This is a genomic window from Catenulispora pinisilvae, from assembly GCF_015356865.1.
Taxonomy (GTDB): domain Bacteria; phylum Actinomycetota; class Actinomycetes; order Streptomycetales; family Catenulisporaceae; genus Catenulispora; species Catenulispora pinisilvae.
Genome location: NZ_JAAFZA010000244.1, coordinates 1 through 14,960, shown reverse-complemented (window position 1 = coordinate 14,960; position 14,960 = coordinate 1). Strand labels below are relative to the sequence as shown.

Annotated in this window: 18 protein-coding genes; 10 read left to right on the top strand and 8 right to left on the bottom strand. The window is 70.2% G+C overall.

What is annotated here, in order from left to right; genetic code table 11:
• The first annotated feature begins 121 nt into the window (after window positions 1-121).
• Window positions 122-619 carry a GNAT family N-acetyltransferase gene (locus IZR01_RS40650; RefSeq protein WP_194897708.1) on the top strand — a complete coding sequence of 166 codons (498 nt, stop codon included), beginning with the start codon at window positions 122-124 and terminating at the stop codon, window positions 617-619.
• 10 nt (window positions 620-629) lie between these two features.
• Here the strand turns inward: IZR01_RS40650 and IZR01_RS40645 are convergent, their stop codons facing one another.
• Window positions 630-1,112, bottom strand: a complete 483-nt coding sequence (locus tag IZR01_RS40645) for a GNAT family N-acetyltransferase (RefSeq protein ID WP_194926953.1) — start codon at window positions 1,110-1,112, stop codon at window positions 630-632.
• 121 nt (window positions 1,113-1,233) lie between these two features.
• Here IZR01_RS40645 and IZR01_RS40640 point away from each other — a divergent pair, with 121 nt between their 5' ends.
• From IZR01_RS40640 to IZR01_RS40620, 5 genes are all read left to right on the top strand, one after another.
• Entirely contained in the window at window positions 1,234-1,836 is a 603-nt protein-coding gene (locus IZR01_RS40640; protein WP_228561147.1) for a dihydrofolate reductase family protein, read from the top strand.
• A 10-nt stretch (window positions 1,837-1,846) separates the two neighbouring features.
• The gene (locus tag IZR01_RS40635; protein WP_194926952.1) at window positions 1,847-2,194 is read left to right on the top strand and encodes a YciI family protein; all 348 of its coding nucleotides are present in this window, start codon (window positions 1,847-1,849) and stop codon (window positions 2,192-2,194) included.
• A 39-nt stretch (window positions 2,195-2,233) separates the two neighbouring features.
• Window positions 2,234-3,502, top strand: coding sequence for an RNA polymerase sigma factor (locus IZR01_RS40630; protein ID WP_194926951.1), 1,269 nt, complete (start codon window positions 2,234-2,236; stop codon window positions 3,500-3,502).
• A complete protein-coding gene (locus IZR01_RS40625; protein ID WP_194926950.1) occupies window positions 3,499-3,681 on the top strand; it encodes a hypothetical protein in 183 nt (60 codons plus the stop codon). Before IZR01_RS40630 ends, IZR01_RS40625 begins: the two co-directional genes overlap by 4 nt.
• A gap of 308 nt (window positions 3,682-3,989) precedes the next feature.
• Complete coding sequence (locus tag IZR01_RS40620) at window positions 3,990-5,603, top strand: MFS transporter (RefSeq protein WP_194926949.1); 1,614 nt, start codon at window positions 3,990-3,992, stop codon at window positions 5,601-5,603.
• Window positions 5,604-5,678: 75 nt separating this feature from the next.
• Here the strand turns inward: IZR01_RS40620 and IZR01_RS40615 are convergent, their stop codons facing one another.
• Window positions 5,679-6,251, bottom strand: coding sequence for a YbhB/YbcL family Raf kinase inhibitor-like protein (locus IZR01_RS40615; protein ID WP_194926948.1), 573 nt, complete (start codon window positions 6,249-6,251; stop codon window positions 5,679-5,681).
• Window positions 6,252-6,352: 101 nt separating this feature from the next.
• On the opposite strand from IZR01_RS40615, the gene IZR01_RS40610 reads away from it, so the two are divergent.
• Window positions 6,353-7,045 (top strand): TetR/AcrR family transcriptional regulator, encoded by a 693-nt coding sequence (locus IZR01_RS40610; RefSeq protein WP_194926947.1) that lies wholly within the window; start codon window positions 6,353-6,355, stop codon window positions 7,043-7,045.
• A 51-nt stretch (window positions 7,046-7,096) separates the two neighbouring features.
• On the opposite strand, the gene IZR01_RS40605 is transcribed toward IZR01_RS40610, so the two are convergent.
• Both IZR01_RS40605 and IZR01_RS40600 read right to left on the bottom strand, forming a co-directional pair.
• On the bottom strand, window positions 7,097-8,536 hold the full coding sequence (locus tag IZR01_RS40605; protein ID WP_228561146.1) for an MFS transporter: 1,440 nt from the start codon (window positions 8,534-8,536) through the stop codon (window positions 7,097-7,099).
• A complete protein-coding gene (locus IZR01_RS40600; RefSeq protein WP_194897721.1) occupies window positions 8,533-9,096 on the bottom strand; it encodes a TetR/AcrR family transcriptional regulator in 564 nt (187 codons plus the stop codon). Before IZR01_RS40600 ends, IZR01_RS40605 begins: the two co-directional genes overlap by 4 nt.
• 359 nt (window positions 9,097-9,455) lie before the next feature.
• Between IZR01_RS40600 and IZR01_RS40595 the strand changes: the two genes are divergently transcribed.
• Window positions 9,456-9,965, top strand: a complete 510-nt coding sequence (locus tag IZR01_RS40595; protein WP_194926957.1) for a hypothetical protein — start codon at window positions 9,456-9,458, stop codon at window positions 9,963-9,965.
• 56 nt (window positions 9,966-10,021) lie between these two features.
• On the opposite strand, the gene IZR01_RS40590 is transcribed toward IZR01_RS40595, so the two are convergent.
• Window positions 10,022-10,693 carry a class I SAM-dependent methyltransferase gene (locus tag IZR01_RS40590; protein ID WP_323747243.1) on the bottom strand — a complete coding sequence of 224 codons (672 nt, stop codon included), beginning with the start codon at window positions 10,691-10,693 and terminating at the stop codon, window positions 10,022-10,024.
• A gap of 58 nt (window positions 10,694-10,751) precedes the next feature.
• Window positions 10,752-11,045, bottom strand: a complete 294-nt coding sequence (locus tag IZR01_RS40585) for a Smr/MutS family protein (protein ID WP_228561145.1) — start codon at window positions 11,043-11,045, stop codon at window positions 10,752-10,754.
• Between the two features lie 304 nt (window positions 11,046-11,349).
• Between IZR01_RS40585 and IZR01_RS40580 the strand changes: the two genes are divergently transcribed.
• Window positions 11,350-12,399 carry a glycosyl hydrolase family 18 protein gene (locus tag IZR01_RS40580; RefSeq protein WP_323746589.1) on the top strand — a complete coding sequence of 350 codons (1,050 nt, stop codon included), beginning with the start codon at window positions 11,350-11,352 and terminating at the stop codon, window positions 12,397-12,399.
• Window positions 12,400-12,513: 114 nt separating this feature from the next.
• On the top strand, window positions 12,514-13,209 hold the full coding sequence (locus IZR01_RS40575) for a type 1 glutamine amidotransferase domain-containing protein (RefSeq protein ID WP_194897717.1): 696 nt from the start codon (window positions 12,514-12,516) through the stop codon (window positions 13,207-13,209).
• An 11-nt stretch (window positions 13,210-13,220) separates the two neighbouring features.
• On the opposite strand, the gene IZR01_RS40570 is transcribed toward IZR01_RS40575, so the two are convergent.
• Both IZR01_RS40570 and IZR01_RS40565 read right to left on the bottom strand, forming a co-directional pair.
• On the bottom strand, window positions 13,221-14,396 hold the full coding sequence (locus IZR01_RS40570; protein ID WP_194926946.1) for a baeRF3 domain-containing protein: 1,176 nt from the start codon (window positions 14,394-14,396) through the stop codon (window positions 13,221-13,223).
• A gap of 104 nt (window positions 14,397-14,500) precedes the next feature.
• A partial coding sequence (locus IZR01_RS40565) for a molybdopterin dinucleotide binding domain-containing protein (protein ID WP_323747242.1) occupies window positions 14,501-14,960 on the bottom strand: 460 nt, incomplete at its 5' end.

Here is a 14,960-nt window from a genome sequence, read left to right as displayed (position 1 = left end):
GCGTGAGGTGGATGTAATTCGGGGGCGGGGTTGGTTCGGGGGCGAGATGGCGGTGGTGCGGTGAGACGAGCGCGGATGTAATTCGGGGGCGGTGTGGTGTGGCGTGTGCTGAACTACCTGTATGTCTGCCGAGGTCGTCATCCCCATCTATGTCCGGGACCTGACTCATGCGGACCTGCCGCACTGCACTTGGGCCGGGTCTCCATTGCACCTGCGTTCCGTCGCGAAGGAACTGGAGCGCGTGGCGGCCGGAGTGGCGGAGTACCTGGCGGTCTGCGTCGCCAAGACCGACCGGCCGGTGGCGATCGGTGGCGTCGACTATGAGCAGGCTGTGGGCTCCGGCACGATCCATCAACTCTCGACCATGCCCGCGGTCCAGTCCTGCGGCTTCGGCACGGCGCTGATCGAGGAGGCCGAGCAGCGGATCCGCGGCCGCGGCCTGACCCGCGCCGAACTCTGCGTCGAACACGACAATCCGCGGGCCCATGCCTTGTACGAGCGACTCGGCTATGTGGTTTTCGACAACGTCCTCGACGCGTGGGACGAGGAGAAGCTGGACGGGACGATCAGCCGGTACGAGACGATGTGCGCGGTCCTGGCCAAGGACCTGCGGGACTAGCCGTTAGCCGCTAGCCGGCCGCTTCGCTCCCGAACGCCTGAAGCGCGTCCCCGGTCAGCCGCATCATCGTCCACTCGTCCAGCGGCACCGCGCCGAGCGCCTTGTAGAAGCCGATCGACGGCTCGTTCCACTTCAGCACGCTCCACTCCACCCGGCTGTACCCGCGCTCGACGGCGATGCGGGCCAGCTCGCGCAGCAGCGCGCTGCCGTGGCCGCCGCCGCGGGCTTCGGGGCGGACGAACAGGTCCTCCAAATAGATGCCGTGGGTGCCGTTCCACGTTGAGAAGTTGAGGAAGTAGAGCGCGAAGCCGACCGGGGTGCCGGCGTCGTCCTCGGCGATCAGCGCGAAGACGGCCGGGTGCTCGGCGAACAGGGCGGCGTGCAGCTGTTCTTCGGTGGCCCGGGCGGCTTGCGGCTCGCGCTCGTACTCGGCGAGGGCGGCGACCAGGGCGAGGATGGTCGGGACGTCGGCGGGGGCGGCGGCGCGGATCATGGCGCCAGCCTAGTCGGCACTGTCCTCCCTATTCGTCGTCCCTCGCCGTCACCCGTCCGGCGTGGCTGTCTGTTTCGGCCTCTCCCGTTCGTGTAGAGGGTGAGAAGGATCCACACGGACGATGAAGGAGCAGGTCATGGGCAAGATCGTGGTGACCGAGAGCCTGACCCTGGACGGCGTGATGCAGGCGCCGGGCCGGGCCGACGAGGACTTGCGGGGCGGGTTCCCGTACGGGGGCTGGGGCACCGACTACCCTGACGAGATCATGGGCGCCGAGATGGCCAAGCGCATGGCGGGGCAGGGCGTGATGCTGCTCGGGCGGTTCACTTATGAGGGCCTGTTCGGGTTCTGGCCGAAGCAGACCGACGGCAACCCGTTCACCGCGCGGCTGAACAAGGTGCAGAAGTACGTCGTGTCGAAGACCCTGACCGAGCCGCTGCCGTGGGAGAACTCGACGCTGCTGAGCGGCCGCGATGGTCACGTTCCCGAAGCGGTCGCCGCGCTACGCGACGCCACCGAAGGCGACGTCTCCGTCATCGGCAGTGGGCAGCTCGTCCGCACGCTCGCCGCCGCGGGCCTGGTCGACCGCTACGTGCTGCTGATCCATCCGCTCGTCTTCGGCACCGGGTTCCGGTTGTTCGAGGGCGCCGAGCTCACCAAGCTCCGGCTTACCGACTCCGTGACCACCGGAACCGGTGTGATCATCGCGACCTACGAGGCCTGAGGAGAAGACCGTGCCCCGCTATCTGCTCTCCATCTATCAGCCCGACGGCCCGCTGCCGTCCCAGGACCGGCTCGCCGACATCCACCGCGACCTCGACGCGCTCAACGACGAGCTCAAGGCGGCCGGCGGGTGGGTGTTCGACGGGGGACTGCATCCGGCGAGCACGGCGACCGTGCTGCGGCCCGGCGGGGGCGACGTGCTGATCACCGACGGGCCGTTCGTCGACAGCAAGGAGCATCTGGGCGGGATCAAGATCGTTGATGCCCCCGATCTGGACGCGGCGCTCGGGTGGGGCGCGAAGCTGATGCGCGCGATCGGGTTGCCGGTCGAGGTCCGGCCGTTCCTGGGCTGGGACTGATACGGCCGGCGAGGACTTATATGACCGGCGAGGACTGAGATGACCGAGGGCGCCGACGTCGAGGCCGTCTTCCGCGCCGAGTACGGCCGGGCGGTGGCCGTCCTGGTCCGCGCGTTCGGCGACATCGGCCTGGCCGAGGAAGCGGTGCAGGAGGCGTTCGCCACCGCGCTCCAGCGCTGGCCGCGGGACGGTTTGCCGCCGTCCCCGGCCGGTTGGATCATCACCACCGCCCGCAACCGCGCGATCGACCGGTTGCGCCGCGAGGCCCGGCGCGACGACCACCACGCCCAGGCCGTGCTCCTGCACGCCGCCAGCGATCCCGAACCGGAGGACCCGGTGCGCGACGACCGCCTGCGCCTGATCTTCACCTGCTGCCACCCCGCCCTGGCTCCGGCCGCCCGGGTGGCCCTCACGCTGCGCCTGCTCGGCGGCCTGACCACCGCCGAGATCGCCCGCGCGTTCCTGGTCAGCGAACAGACCATGTCCCAGCGCCTGGTCCGCGCCAAGGGCAAGATCAGCGCCGCGCGCATCCCGTACCGGATCCCGTCCGAGGCCGAACTGCCGGACCGGCTCCGCGCCGTCCTGGCCGTCGTCTACCTGATCTTCACCGAGGGCCACTCGGCCACCTCCGGCGAGGAACTGGTCCGCGCCGACCTGTGCGCCGAGGCGATCCGCCTGGCCCGGCTGCTCACCGAGCTGATGCCGGACGAACCCGAGGCCGCCGGCCTGCTGGCCCTGCTCCTGCTCACCGAAGCCCGCCGCCCGGCCCGCACCGACGCCGCGGGCGACCTCGTCCTGCTCGCCGACCAGGACCGCGACCGCTGGGACCGGACCCTGATCGCCGAAGGCCAGGGCCTGGTCCGGGCCTGCCTGCGCCGGGGCCGGCCGGGGCCGTACCAGATCCAGGCCGCGATCAACGCCGTGCACAGCGACGCCTCCCGCGCCGAGGACACGGACTGGAGCCAGATCCTCGCCCTCTACGATCAGCTGCTGGCCGCCGAACCGACGCCGGTCATCGCCCTGAACCGCGCCGTCGCACTCGCGGAAGTATCCGGCGCCGCCGACGCATTGGAGATCGTCGACGGTCTGGCCGCGCCGCTGGCCGAATACGGCCCCTACCACGCGGTACGCGCTGACTTGCTGCGCCGCGCTGGCCGGCGCGACGAAGCCGTCGCCGAATACGACCTGGCCGAGGCGCGCGCCGGCAACGCCAGCGAACGGACCTTCCTGCGGTCTCGGCGAGATGCCCTCGCGCCACCAACCCACCCCGGTAGGGTCGGACGCCCGACCGACGGGAGAGAACCTTGACCATCGACACCCAGAACCTGCGCCTGCGCCACGAGGCCCTGCCGGAGCGCGAGGCCCGCTACAGCGGCCAGATCCCGGCCCTGGCGCCGATCCAGCTGGATTTCGACGAGGAGGAGCGATCGGTCACCGCGCGGACCGCGGCGACCTCCGAACTGATCGAACTCTGGCAGGCGGGGTGACGCCGGGCGGGTTGCTGCCTGGATGATGCCCGGATGACTTAAGGGCTCTACTTAATAAGGGCTCTGCTCAAAGGCTCTGCCTAAGCGCTCTGCTCCGGCCGGGCCGTGAACAACTGCTCCGCCGCGCGTCTCAGAAGCCGTCCAAAGGCTGGCGCGACCGGCGGGTATGCACCATGATGGCGCTCGGCCGCCTGCTGACGGGGATTTTCAGCCGGTGGCGTTTCCGCGTGTTCCGATTTTCCGCGCGGGAGATCCGCGTTCAGTACCGCTCGGTTTCGTCATCAGTGGGTTTCACAGGGGAGGGGACCATGTCCCAAGCTGCGCCGGTGCACGGCAGATCGAAGAACCTGGTCCTGGCCGCGATGATCTTCGCGGTCGCGATGACCTTCATCGACCAGACCATCGTCTCCATCGCGGTGCCGGAGATCCAGACCAAGCTGGGGCTGTCGGCGACCGGCGTGCAGTGGGCGGTCAACGCCTACCTGCTGGCGCTGGCCTCGCTGTTCGCCTTCGGCGGGCGGCTGGCCGACACGCTGGGCCACCGCAAGATGGTGACGGTCGGCGTCGTCATCTTCGCCGGCGCCTCGGCGCTGTGCGGCGCCACGCCCACCGGCTCGCTGGCCGAGGCCTGGCTCATCGCCTTCCGCGCGTTGCAGGGCCTGGGCGGCGCGATCATGTTCCCGGCGGCGCTGGCCATCGTGGTGCAGACCTACGAGGTGCGCGAGCGCGGCAAGGCGCTGGCCACGTTCTTCGGCATCTCCGGCGCGCTGACCGCGATCGGCCCGATCCTCGGCGGCTTCCTGACGCAGTGGACGTGGCGCGCGATCTTCTGGGTCAATCTCCCGGTCGCGGCGATCGCGGTGCTGCTGATCGCGCTGTCCAAGCCGGTCACCGACTTCCGCCCGGCCAAGATGGACTACCGCGGCCTGGCGCTGATCACCGGCGGCATCGTGCTCGGCGTCTTCGGCTTCCAGCAGGCTCCGCTGTGGGGCTGGGGCAACCCGGCGATCGGCCTGTGCATCGCGGCCGGCGTGGTGCTGCTGATCGTGTTCTACCGGGTCCAACGCACCACCGCCTCGCCGCTGATCGACATGGCGATCTTCCGCAACCGCACCTTCCTGGTCGAGAACATGGTCCTGGGCGTGGCGATGCTGGTGTTCATCCCCCTATTCATGTTCTCCAGCGAGTACGCCCAGATCTCGCTCGCCAAACAGGCCAAGGACGCCGGCGTCTTCCTGCTCTACTTCTTCGTCGGCTTCGCCGTGGCCACCCAGATCGGCGGCCGCATGCTGGACCGCATCGGCGCCAAGCGCCCGGTCACGATGGGCTGCGTCCTGGCGGCCGTCGGCTTCTACCTGTGGGCCGGCAAGGTCACCACCCTGGACTTCAACAAGCAGCAGTGGTTCATCGTCCTGGCCGGCGCCGGCATGGGCTTCATGGTGTCTCCGGCCAGCACCGACGCGGTCAACCAAGCCGGCCGCTTCTCCTACGGCGAGGCCACCGGCATCACCCAGACCATCCGCAACTACTCGGCGAGCCTGGGCCTGGCGGTGCTGGGCACGACGCTGGTCTCGCGGATGCGCAGCAACGTCGCCAACCAGCTGGTCGCCCAGCACGTCCCCCGCGCCCTGGCGAACAAGGAAGCGGCGAGCCTGGCGCAGATGCAGAACAGCGGCTCCTCCGGCGGCTCCTCGGGCAACGGCGAGTCGGACCTGTCGAAGATCCCGCACTTCTATCAGGTGGCGTTCGCACAGTCGACGCAGACGATCTTCTACATCATGGCCGGCATCATGGCGGTGGCCGCGGTCATCGCGCTGGTTGGGTTGAAGTGGGGCGTCGCGCCGGTGCCGGAGGGGGAGGCGGCGGCTGACGCCGTCGCCGACGCCGGCCCGACGCAGGGGACTGCGGAGGCGGCGGCCTAGATGATCGAGCCCGCGGGATCCCCGCGGGCCTGAGATGAGCTTTCGACCGCTGAACGCCGGGCCGGTGTATTTCTGTCAGCGTTCGTAGAGGCCGTCGAGGCGCGCTCGGGCCAGGACCTTGCCGGTCGCCGAGCCGATCACCGTGCGGGGCTTGGCTTTGTCGAGCGCGCCGCCGTCCGCGGTTTCGGTGATGGCTTTCCCGAGGGCGAAGAGCTGGAAGACGTAACGGTGCGGGCCGTGACCCTTGATCGGGCCGGGGCCGTGGTAACCGCGGCCGATCTGCGATCGGAGGGGCCGGGTCCCCGCGGCGGGGCTCTTCGCGGTGAGGGCGCCCTCGGGCAGTCCTTCCAGGGCCGGGTCGATCAGTGCGACGCAGTGGACGGCCGGTGACCTGGTCGGGGCGTCGACGTCCTCGATGACGAGCAGGAGCTGGGCCGTGCCCTCGGGGACACCGGTCCAGGCCAGCGCGGGGGAGCGGTCCTTGCCGCCGACCAGCTTTCCGGCGTGGAGCTTGGGAATGTCGTCGTTGTGGGCGAAGGCCGTGCTTTCCAGTACCAGCGTCTCGGGCCCGGCCAGCGCGGGGAGGTTCCAGGCCAGCTTCGTATCGCCGGCGCGCTTGTTCTTGAGCAGGGTTCCCAGTATCGCCATGGTCGCTTCCTTGTCGGTTCGCCGCCATAACTGCGATCGTCGTTCGCAGTAGCCGCGGGCTACCATACCTACTGCAAACAGTGTTCGCAAAGGAGACTCGCTTGGCCGTCAGCATCTGGCTCCGCCCGGAGCGCACCGGCCGGGGCCCGTCCCCGGCCTTCGACCGGGGGCGCATCGCCGCGGCGGGCGTGGCACTGGCCGACGCCGACGGCCTGGCCGCGGTGACCATGCGGGCCGTGGCCGACTCCCTCGGCGCCGCGCCGGCGTCGCTGTACCGCTATGTGGCGACGCGGGACGAGCTGCTGGAGTTGATGGTCGACCAGGTCAACGGGGACGTCTCCTACGACGGACTCGGCGCCGGCGACTGGCTGGAAGACCTGCTGGCACTGGCTCGTGAGGCCCGCGAGAGGTACCGCGCCCATCCATGGCTGCTCGACGGGATCGAGGCGAAGATCCCCCTCGGGCCACGGGCCACGGACTTCCTGGAGCACGCGCTGGCGGCGTGTGCGGCGGCGTCGGTGGAGCCGGGGACGGCGATCGAGGCCGTCGCCGTCATCCTGGCCCTCGTCGGGGCTTTGACGCGGGCCGAGCTCGGACGGCGCGCCATCGGGCTGACGGATTCGGAGCGGCGGCAGGCCAAATCAGAGTACGCCGCGCAGATAGTGAAGGCCGGCGATCATCCGCATGTGGCGGCGGCGTTGGCTTCGCGTGCTGCCGAGCAGGCGACGGATCCCGACGCACAGTTCGATCGCGTCGTGACGCGGGTACTGATCGGCCTGCTCGGCGGACGGTAGATCGAGGTGGGGGGCCTGTGGGTGCCACGCCGACACTCACGGCGCCGACGCTCACGCCGCCGTCGCCACCACGGCTCGCCGCGGGCGCAGCGTGAAGCTGACGCCCAGCGCGAGCGCGGTGACGGCGGCGCCGATCCAGGCCGCGGCGGTGAAGCCCTCGTCTGAGGGGAAGACGGCACCGGCGCTCGTGTGCGCCGCGAGCAGCAGGGCGCTGAGCGTGCTGCCGAGCGAGAACCCGATGCTGCGCACCACCTGGTTCACGCCCATGGCGCTGGCCGTCTCCCGCGCCGGGGTCACCTCCAGGATCACGGCGGGCATGGCCGCGGAGAACGCCCCGACGCCGAGCCCGAGCAGCGTCATCGACACCAGCGGCCCGGCGATCGTGCCGCGCGCCACGGCGAACACCGCGAACGCCGCGATCACGACCGCCGTCGCCGCCGTGACCAGCGCCGCCGCCGACACCCGGGCCCGCAGCCAAGGACTGAGCCGCCCCGCGACGAACCCGACCACCGAGAACGGGACGAGGAACAGCCCCGCGGTGAAGGTGCTCAGGCCGAACCCGTACCCGGCGACCCGCGGCGTCTGCACATACCGCGTGATGCACGACAGCAGCAGATACATCCCGACCCCGGCCACCAGCATCGCCGCGTTCGCCCCGGCCACCGCTCGGTGCCGCAGGAGCCGAAGATCGACCAGGGGAGTGGACAGCGAGCGCTCGCGCAGCGCCCAGGCGCCCAGCAACACCAGCCCGGCCGCGATGCCGCCCACCGCCAGCGCCAGGTGATGCTGCCAAAGACTCGCCTCCCCGAGGACCAGCAGCAGCACCAGCACGCTGGCGGTGAGCAGCAAGCTGGCCGCCGCGTCGGGCGCCGGGGCGACCGGCTGACTCGAAGCCGGGAAGAAGCGGAGTGCGGCGAGGAAGGCGAGAGCCGCCAGGCCCAGCGCGGCCGCGTAGGCGAGCCGGATCCCGCCGACGTCGGTCAGATAGCCGGCCAGCGGATAGCCGAAGCCGACGCCAGCCGTGGAGGCCACGGAGATCATCGCAATAGTCGACGCGGCCCGCGCCTGGTCCAGGTGCTCGCGGGCCGAAGCCATCATCAGCGGGCCCAGGGCCAGGCCACAGCCCTGCGCCGCGCGTCCCACCAGCAGCACGCCGAGCGGCAGCGGCAGGACGGTCAGAACACTGCCGCCGACGATGACCCCGAGCGTGCCCAGGACGACAGGCCGGCGGCGCGCGCCGGAGCCGAGGCGGCCGAGTACGGGGGTTGACACCGCACCGGTGAGGAGGGAGACGGTCAGCGTCCACTGCGCCGCGGCGAGCGAGACGTGCAGCGTGGTCGCCACACTGGTGATCAGCGGGCCGCCGACGCTGCCGACGACCGCCATGACCACGCCGATCAGGAGGAGGGCGCGGGGGAGGGAGTTGTTCTTGGAGTTCCGCTGGGCGTTCCCCAGGGCGTTTTCCTGGGCGTTCTGCTCGGGGGAGGTCATCGGTTGGTCTCGTCGGTGATGTGATCGAACAGGCCCGGCTGGATCCGGGTGCGCACGCCCAGTGCCCACGGCTCGTCGTCCACCTCGCGCACCGCCAGCGCGGCGCCGTTGTTGAGCAGCATCCCGAACGCCAGGAACGTCTTCACCGTCACCGGATCCAGCCCGGTCGTGCCCGAGACCAGCTCCCACATCCCCGCGAAGCTCTCGCGCACCGCGTCCCGCACCTCCGGCTCACTCGCCGCGGCGAAGCCCTGGAGCTGGAGCAGGAGCGCGGTCCGATCGGTGAGCAGCGCGTCGTAGGTCTGGCCCATCGCCGACAGCGCGGCCAGCCCGCTGCTGTCGCCGGCGGCGGTGCGCATGGCATCGGTGAGCTGGCTGAACGCCGCGCGCACGACCTGGATGAAGAGGTTCTTCTTCGACCCGAACAGGCGGAACACGTAGGCCTGCGTGATCCCCGCGCGGCGCGCGATGGTCTCGGTCGACGTGCCGTGCAGCCCGCCGAGCGCGAACTCCTCCGCGGCGATCGCCAGAATCTGGGCCCGGCGCTCGTCAGCGGTCATCTTGCGCGGTGATGGGGGTGTCATGCTGGCATGTTACTACTCACTAACAAGTAACTAGCCGGAGGTGCGCCACCGCGCGAGGAGGGGGAGGATGGGAGGTGATTCACCGGCGGGCACCTGAAGAAGGTGACGCTATGCGCGCCCGGTTCATCGCGGTGGTTGTGGTGCTGGGGTTCAGCGCGGGCGCTTGCGCGTCCGCCACGACCGGTTCGGCAGGGCAGCCGAGTGCTTCGCCTTCGCCGACGTCGGCCTCATCGACGCCATCGGCACCACCGACATCCACGCACTCGACCACTCCATCCACGCACTCGACCACGCCGGCTCCGGCACCTACGGCCACGCCCGCGCCCGCGCCGACCGTGACGCAGACGGTGCACGTCCCGGTCGTCGCACCGACACCCACCGCGCAGGACCCGGCGGCCGTGGTCTCGGCCTTCTACGCGGCGATCAACGCCCAGGACTACGCAACGGCCTGGAAGCTGGGCGGCGACAACCTGGGCTTCACCTACAGCGACTTCGCGGCAGGCTTCGCGGGCACCGCCCACGACACGCTGACCATCACCGGCGAGCAGGGGAACATGGTCGACGTCCACCTGTCCGCGTTGCAGGATGACGGGTCGACGAAGGTCTATGACGGGTTCTACGTGGTCGGGAACGGCCAGGTAGTGGAAGGGCGCTTGACTCAGACCGGTACCACCGCGCCGACATCCCCCAGCACGCCGCCGCAGGGCGTCATCACCGACCCGAACGGCGGCTACTACAAAGCCGGCGAGTACTGCCCGGATGCTGACGCGGGCCTCACGACCACGGATGCGAACGGCAACACCCTGACCTGCGTCCTCGAATCGGGCGCTTACCACTGGCACTGATCCGGGTGCCGCGCTGGACCTCGCGGATTGGCTTCGACCTCGGCTGCGGCCGCCCATCAGGGCATCGGCGGGTGATCCACCGTGCCGCGCAGCGTGTTCGCGGTGACGAGCCTTGGTGCAGACGGCGCCGTCCACTCGATCAGGTACCGCAGCTGCAACGTGCGGTGCCACCGGGCCCCGGGCAGTGCCTCCAGCGCCGCGGTGCGGGCCTGGGTCCACGACGGGATGGCGTCGAACCTGACCGGCATGCCGTCCGGGCCGGAGGTGCCGCCGTGGGCGAGCCGGATGGTCTGGACCAGCGGCATTTGGGCGGCGGCGATCAGCCAGTCCAGGGCCGACCGGTTCATCGCCAGGCCGGCCACTGCCAGCCGGCCGCCGGGCTCCAGTAGAGACGCCATGGTTTGCAGCGCCGTTTCCGGGTTCATGTGGTGCAGTGCGGCGACCGAGGTGACGAAGCTGAAGGAGCGGCGGGGGAGCACGCCGTCGCGGACCGCCGCCAGGAAGTCCGCCTCGACCACCTCGACGTCCAGGCCCGCGGTGCGCCGTCGGGCCTGGTCGGCCATCTCCGGCGAGGCGTCCAGGGCCACGACCCACTTCGCCCGCGCTGCCAGTTTCTGCGCCAGCAGTCCGTCGCCGCAGCCGACGTCGAGTGCCGAGCGACAGTTCGGCGGCATCGCGCGCAGGATGCGGGCGTGGTGCGCGACGTTGAGGTTCCAGTAGTCCGTCACATCAGGTCAGACGCGGTTTGTCCGACAAGCGGTTCGGCGGGTCATGTAACAACCACGGTTACCGGAAGCGCACCAGGATCCGTCCGGCGTTGTTCGGGTCCTCCTCGATCCGGGCGTAGAGCCGGCGCAGTTGCTGTTGGTTGAGGAACGCCAGGACCCGGCGCTTCAGGGTGCCCGAGCCGCGGCCCGGGATGATCTCCAGGACGTCCACGCCGGTCGCCGAGCAGCGGAAGAGGGCTTGCTGGACGGTGCGGTAGATGGCGCGGTCGTCGCGGAAGACGCCGTGCAGGTCGAGGGTCTCCATCGCGGCGGCCTTCCGGGGGTCGGTCGTGGGTGGCCGTTCGGTGGCCATTCGGACGTTGCTCGGGTGGGCGTCCATCGTCCCGCATCGGGTCTTCGCGGCCAACCGCCGCTGACCTCGGCGGGACGCGGCCGGGTGATCAGATTGGCTGAGCGATCAGATTGGACCTGAAGCTGAACGTGAATCCGCAACCCTCAACCTCAACGTGAGGCTGATCGCCGGCGCGACCTTCAACCTGATCTTGAGCCAGGGCCTTGACCTGCCGCGCGGAGCCGGGGTCTTGACCCGGGCCGGCCTTCCCCCTACTGTCCCGCAGCAGTTAGTAATCCTTACTGACAAAAAGGGGGAGGGCGCAGTGCAGCGCATCCGAACGTCACGGCGGGCCCGAACGACCCTGGCGACCGCCGCCGTCGTACTGGCGACCGCGGCGTCGCTGACCGGTGCCACCGCGTCGGCCGACTGCCGGCAGCTGCCCGGGCACATCTTCGCCCCCTACTTCGAGGGCTACACCGCCGACAGCCCGGCCGCGTTGGCCGCCGCCTCCGGGAACAAGTACCTGACGCTCGCGTTCATCCAGACCCCGGCGCCGGGCTCGTGCGACATCGACTGGAACGGCGACCCCGCCGCGCCGATCGCCTGGTCGCACTACGGCGCCGACATCGCGAAGATCCGCGCGGCCGGCGGGGACGTCGTGCCCTCCTTCGGCGGCTACACCGCCGACCACGGTCAGGAGGAGATCGCCGACAGCTGCACCGATGTGAACAAGATCGCGCAGGATTACGAGTCGGTGATCACCACGTACGGCGTCTCGCGGCTGGACTTCGACGTCGAGGACTACTCCGAGAGCAACGCCGCCGGGGTGGACCGGCGGAACAAGGCGATCAAGATCGTCGAGGACTGGGCGGCACGGACCGGGCGCCGGGTGCAGTTCGTCTATACGGTCGGGACCAACATGACCGGGTTGAACGTGCCGACCGGTGTCGGCGTGATCCAGAACGCGGTCGCCAATCACGCGCGGATCGACATCGTCAACATCATGACGTTCGACTACTACGACGGCCAGCCGCACGAGATGGCTGCCGATACCGCTACCGCCGCGGCCGCGGTGGTGCAGCAGCTACGCGGGGTGTATCCGCATGCTTCGGACTCTGAGCTGTACCACCACCTCGGCGTCACCGAGATGATCGGCATCGACGACTTCGGGCCTCCGGAGGTCACTACCACTGCGGACGCTGTCACGATCGAGAAGTGGGCTGCGAAGAAGGGGCTCGCGGAGCTGTCGTTCTGGGCGTTGCAGCGGGACAACGGGGGGTGTGTGGGGACCGGCGGGAGCGATAGCTGCTCGGGGGTGGCGCAGAATACGTGGCAGTTCAGTAATACGTTCGAGGCGTTTACTAAGCGGTAGCCGTACTAAGCGGCAGCGGTTAGCGGCAGGAGTGGCGTTGGGCGTGGCGGCGGTCGGCTCACGCGGACGGCGCCGTGGGGTTGCCCGCGGCGCCCCGGCTGCGAGCCTGGGCATATGTCTGAACAATCTGCCGCCGCCGGCCGCCCCCGGATCCTGTTCATCGTCAGCAGCGCGCATCAGCTGACGATGAAGGACGGCACGCTCCTCACCACCGGCTTCTGGGCCGAGGAGCTGCTCGTGCCCTACCACGCCTTCACGCAGGCCGGGTTCGACGTCAAGTTCACCACCCCGGCCGGCCTCGTCCCGCAGCCGGACCCCCGCAGCCTCACCGCCCAGGACGGCGCCGACCTGGACCACATCCCCGACCTGCGCACGCCGCTGGTCCTGGACGATGTCGAGGCGGGCGGCTACGAGGCGGTCTTCATCCCCGGCGGCCACGCCCCGATGGAGGACCTGGCCACCGACCGCATGGCCGGCCAGCTGATCACCCAGGCACTGGCCGCCGGCAAGCCGGTCGGCGCCGTCTGCCACGGCGCCGCCGCGCTGCTGGCCGCGCGGCGCGATGACGGGACGCCGACGGTGGCCGGGTATCGGGTCACGGGGTTCACGGATGAGGAGGAGCGGCAGGGCGGGCTTGCCGACAACATGCGGTACCTGTTGGAGGACAAGCTGGTGGAGCTGGGGGCCGACTTCGTGGAGGGGCCGGCGTTTCAGCCGCATACGGAGACGGATCGGAACTTGCACACCGGGCAGAATCCGCAGTCTTCGGGCCGGATCGCCGCCGATATGTTGGAGGCGCTGGGGCGGTAGTGGCGCGGCCCTCAATACCGCAGCACACCCGCCACCCCGGCCGCATCGCTCAGCGTCCCGTCCGGCACGAACAGGATCAGCGTCCCGCTCTCTGCGGCGTCCTCCACCAGCTGCTCGACGATGTCCGTCGCCACGCCCGGCTCCGGCGGCTCGAAGTCCTCCTTGGGCTGGGGCAGGGTGACCGGCTCGGGGTAGGGCACCGTCGTCAGTTCGCGGCCGTCGGCGCCGATCTTGCCGGCGATCAGGAGGCCTTCCTCGACCAGCAGGCGGTGCATGCGCTTGTCGGCGACCGCCGTCCAGACCTCTGCCGGGCCGCCGACGTACTTGTTCTGGGAGCGGGCGTCTGCCAGCTCCTGCACCGCCTCGGCGACCTGCTCGGCGCGGTGGGCCTCGACGGTCGGGGCGATGCGGCGGGCCAGGTCGGCCGGGGAGTCCGTGTCCATACCGGTGAGCGGGAGGGTGCCGGCGAGGTGGTCGCGGTGGGTGGTGAGGTCCAGGAAGGCCGCGAGGGTCTTGTCGCCGCCGATGACGAACAGGGGCAGGCCGTCGTGGGCTTTGAGGGCGCGGCCGAGGTTCTTGTCGACAGTGCGCAGGTACTGCTTCACGTACTCCTCGTGCGCCTCGTAGGGCTGGGCGCGGGGGATCGGGCCGGGGACGGCGTCCTCGGGCGACGGGATGGCGGGCGCGTCGGGGAAGCCGTGGGCCTTCACCTCGTGCAGGCGGGCGGCGGTGCCGCGGAACAGGCGGCACATCTCCTGGTCCAGGACCAGCACCAGGTAGGGCCACGAGCGCTGCTCGGCGGCGGCCAGGTAGCGGGTGAGGTAGCGGTCGGCGAACTCGGCGCGGGGCAGGATGTCGGCATCGGTGGGGACCTGCCAGACCTGCGTCGGCTCCGTGGCGCTGAGGTAGACGACCAGCTCCCCGGCCGGGACGCCGGGGTCGACCAGATCGGCGATGGCCTCCGGGGAGAGCTTGCCGTCGCGCAGCGCCAGCCGCACCTCGCGCTCGACGTCCGGGTCCTCGGCCAGCTGCCGCTGGGCCTCGGTGCACAGGCCGCGCAGCAGGATGCGGTCCTTCTCGCTGAAGGGCGCCTTCGGGTCGACCGGCATGACCAGGGTGACCGCCGGATACGGACGCGGGGCGCGCAGCGTGGCCAGGGTCTCGGGCGTCAGTTCGGAGATGTCCACCTGGCCACTGTCGCCCCGGTGGCCGGTGGCTACCTGCCGCTGAATCCATTCGTGTGGTTGTTCGGCCGGGGCTCAGCCGAAGCCGGGGGTGGCGAAGGCCCGCGCTATGACGCCGCGGCGGTCGTCGCCTCCGGCGCAGGCTCCGTCACCACGTTCGTCACCACGTTCGACAGTGGCCCGGCCTCCTGCTGGGACCGCTCGATCGTCACCTTCAAGTTCTTCATCAGCGGCTGGTCGCTCTGCGCGCTGTAGTCCTTGATCCCGACCAGCACGTTCATCTCCGGCATGTACCCGGCGGCGCAGCCCCGGGGGATGTCGTACTGAACGGCGAGGAAGCCGTTCAGCGTGCGCTTCGAGCCGTCCTTGGAGGTGGCTGTGATGTCCACCGGGTCGAACTGCGTGATCCCGCGTTCGCGCATGTCCTTCTGGTTCATGAACACCAGCGTCCGCAGGTTCTTGATGCCGCGGTAGCGGTCGTCGTCGCTGTAGATGGTGGTGTTCCACTGGTCGTGCGAGCGCATCGTGCCCAGCAGGAAGGTGCCGGGGGCGGGGATGGCGTTGGGG

Bases quoted from the DNA above. Each gene is read 5' to 3' on its own strand.
- IZR01_RS40585 (WP_228561145.1), bottom strand. From the start codon at position 11,045: ATGGCCACCGAACGGCCACCCACGACCGACCCCCGGAAGGCCGCCGCG.
- IZR01_RS40645 (WP_194926953.1), bottom strand. From the start codon at position 1,112: ATGATCCGCGCCGCCGCCCCCGCCGACGTCCCGACCATCCTCGCCCTG.
- IZR01_RS40630 (WP_194926951.1), top strand. From the start codon at position 2,234: ATGACCGAGGGCGCCGACGTCGAGGCCGTCTTCCGCGCCGAGTACGGC.
- IZR01_RS40575 (WP_194897717.1), top strand. From the start codon at position 12,514: ATGTCTGAACAATCTGCCGCCGCCGGCCGCCCCCGGATCCTGTTCATC.
- IZR01_RS40620 (WP_194926949.1), top strand. From the start codon at position 3,990: ATGTCCCAAGCTGCGCCGGTGCACGGCAGATCGAAGAACCTGGTCCTG.
- IZR01_RS40605 (WP_228561146.1), bottom strand. From the start codon at position 8,536: ATGACCTCCCCCGAGCAGAACGCCCAGGAAAACGCCCTGGGGAACGCC.
- IZR01_RS40650 (WP_194897708.1), top strand. From the start codon at position 122: ATGTCTGCCGAGGTCGTCATCCCCATCTATGTCCGGGACCTGACTCAT.
- IZR01_RS40615 (WP_194926948.1), bottom strand. From the start codon at position 6,251: ATGGCGATACTGGGAACCCTGCTCAAGAACAAGCGCGCCGGCGATACG.
- IZR01_RS40640 (WP_228561147.1), top strand. From the start codon at position 1,234: ATGAAGGAGCAGGTCATGGGCAAGATCGTGGTGACCGAGAGCCTGACC.
- IZR01_RS40600 (WP_194897721.1), bottom strand. From the start codon at position 9,096: ATGACCGCTGACGAGCGCCGGGCCCAGATTCTGGCGATCGCCGCGGAG.